Genomic DNA, 1,650 nt, shown 5'->3' with positions numbered 1-1,650 from the left:
GGGCAGGTCGCCGCGGGCGCGCAGGGTGCGGCAGACCTCCAGGCCGTCCACGCCGGGCAGCATCAGGTCCAGCAGCACCACGTCGAACACCGCGGTCCCCAGCAGCTCCAGCGCCTCCTCGCCCGACACGGCATCGGTGACGGCGAAACCCTCGTCGTCGAGCGCGAGCCCGAGCGCCTGCCTGATGTGCTCGTCGTCCTCGACCAGCAGCACGGAGAGCGTCATGGTTCGATTCTCGGGTCGGGGCGCCGTGACCGCCGCACGGCAGCCCTCCCCGCCTCCTGGGTGCGAGCCGGTCGCGAACTCCGTCGCCCCGCGCACCGCGGTCAGTGCCTGGGGTTGATCGCGAAGCGGAACCGCCCGTCGACGTCCATGCGCACGTCGAGCAGCTTGTCACGCAAGTAGCCCGCCGCACCCGGCGCCACGAAGACCCTGCCGCCGGTCGGCACCGCGACCACCTCGTCCCGCGCAACGGGGTGGGCGGCGACGGCCAGGGTGATCGCCCGCACCCCGTCCCGCTCCGACCAGCCGATCCGCAGGCCGCCCCCGCTCGCGTCGCGGGCCAGGTCGCCGATCACCGCGCCGGCCGCGTGGGTGATGTCCAGCACGCGCGCTCCTCTCACGACTGGGGGTAGACGCCGAAGTGGACGCGGCCCGCGTGGCGGCGGCGCACGTCGAGCACCTTGTCCGACAACGCCCGCGCGGCGCGCGGGTCCAGGAACACGCGGGTGTCGCCGTGCACGACCACCACGTCGTCGACCTCGGGGTGCGGCTGGATCGACAAGTCGAAGTCGCGGTCGCCCGACCGGTCTGTCCAGGTGATCCGCAACCCGCCCTGCCTACCCACCCCGGTGGCGGCGGTCAGTTCGTCGATGGCCTCGGCGGCCGTGGTGTCGATGTCGAGCACCGTCGATCTCCTCCGTCGTTCGGGGGTACCGGTCACCGCAGAGGCTAGGTGCCCGTCGAGGTGTTCGGACGCGTCGGCGTTGCACCGCAAGGAGATCGTCAGGATCGGCTCGGTGGACCCCTGATCGCAAGGTTCTCGTCAGGTGCACCCGGGGTGAGCGGTGGGACGCTGAGGGGTGTTCCCGCCGAACCCCACCCGCGCGACGCCGCAGCACCCCGAGCACCCGGGAGGTGAACGGTGAACGACGGTGACGACGACAAGGCCGTGCTGGTGCTGCCCGACGACGGCTCACCCCTCGGCGACATCGCGTTCTGGCTGCGCCACTGCCTGGACGGGTGGCCGCGCGCGGACGTGGTGCTCGTCGGCGTCGTGGTCGGGGAGCTCTACGACAACGCGCGCCTGCACGGCGCGCCGCCCTACGTCATCGAACTCGTCCTGGACCGCCCGCACGACGTGCTCACCGTCAGCGTGGACAACCGGGTCGCGCGCGCGTCACCGGTGTGGCAGCGGCGGTCGGGCCTGCTGCTGGTCGAGGGGCTGAGCGAGCAGTGGGGTGCGCTGGAGCGGGGCGACACCACGACGACGTGGGCTGAGATCTTGTTGGACCAGGACTGATCGGGCGGCGGCACAGGGTGCTGGAACCGACTGAAGACTTCAGTGATCATGACCCTCCCGTGTGAGAGGGACGGGGAAACGATCCTCGCACGTGCCCGGTGCCCGGTGCCCGGGGTCCGGGGTCCGCT

4 protein-coding genes are annotated in these 1,650 nt (G+C 72.1%); 1 reads left to right on the top strand and 3 read right to left on the bottom strand.

All coding sequences use genetic code 11. From position 1 onward, the window contains the following. The 3 genes from ACFV4N_RS43530 to ACFV4N_RS43520 all read right to left on the bottom strand — a co-directional run. On the bottom strand, nt 1-225 hold a 225-nt coding region (locus tag ACFV4N_RS43530), incomplete at its 3' end, for a response regulator (protein WP_499678562.1). A gap of 101 nt (nt 226-326) precedes the next feature. Next, a complete protein-coding gene (locus ACFV4N_RS43525) occupies nt 327-608 on the bottom strand; it encodes an iron-sulfur cluster biosynthesis protein (RefSeq protein WP_499678561.1) in 282 nt (93 codons plus the stop codon). A gap of 11 nt (nt 609-619) precedes the next feature. Next, nucleotides 620-907, bottom strand: a complete 288-nt coding sequence (locus ACFV4N_RS43520; RefSeq protein WP_499678560.1) for an iron-sulfur cluster biosynthesis protein — start codon at nt 905-907, stop codon at nt 620-622. A gap of 237 nt (nt 908-1,144) precedes the next feature. On the opposite strand from ACFV4N_RS43520, the gene ACFV4N_RS43515 reads away from it, so the two are divergent. Further along, complete coding sequence (locus ACFV4N_RS43515) at nt 1,145-1,522, top strand: ATP-binding protein (RefSeq protein WP_499678559.1); 378 nt, start codon at nt 1,145-1,147, stop codon at nt 1,520-1,522. Nucleotides 1,523-1,650 lie beyond the last annotated feature (128 nt).

Source organism: Actinosynnema sp. NPDC059797, assembly GCF_042732085.1.
Classification (GTDB): domain Bacteria; phylum Actinomycetota; class Actinomycetes; order Mycobacteriales; family Pseudonocardiaceae; genus Actinosynnema.
The sequence above is the reverse complement of the archived record's forward strand: the minus strand, read 5'-3'. Positions and strand labels throughout refer to the sequence as shown.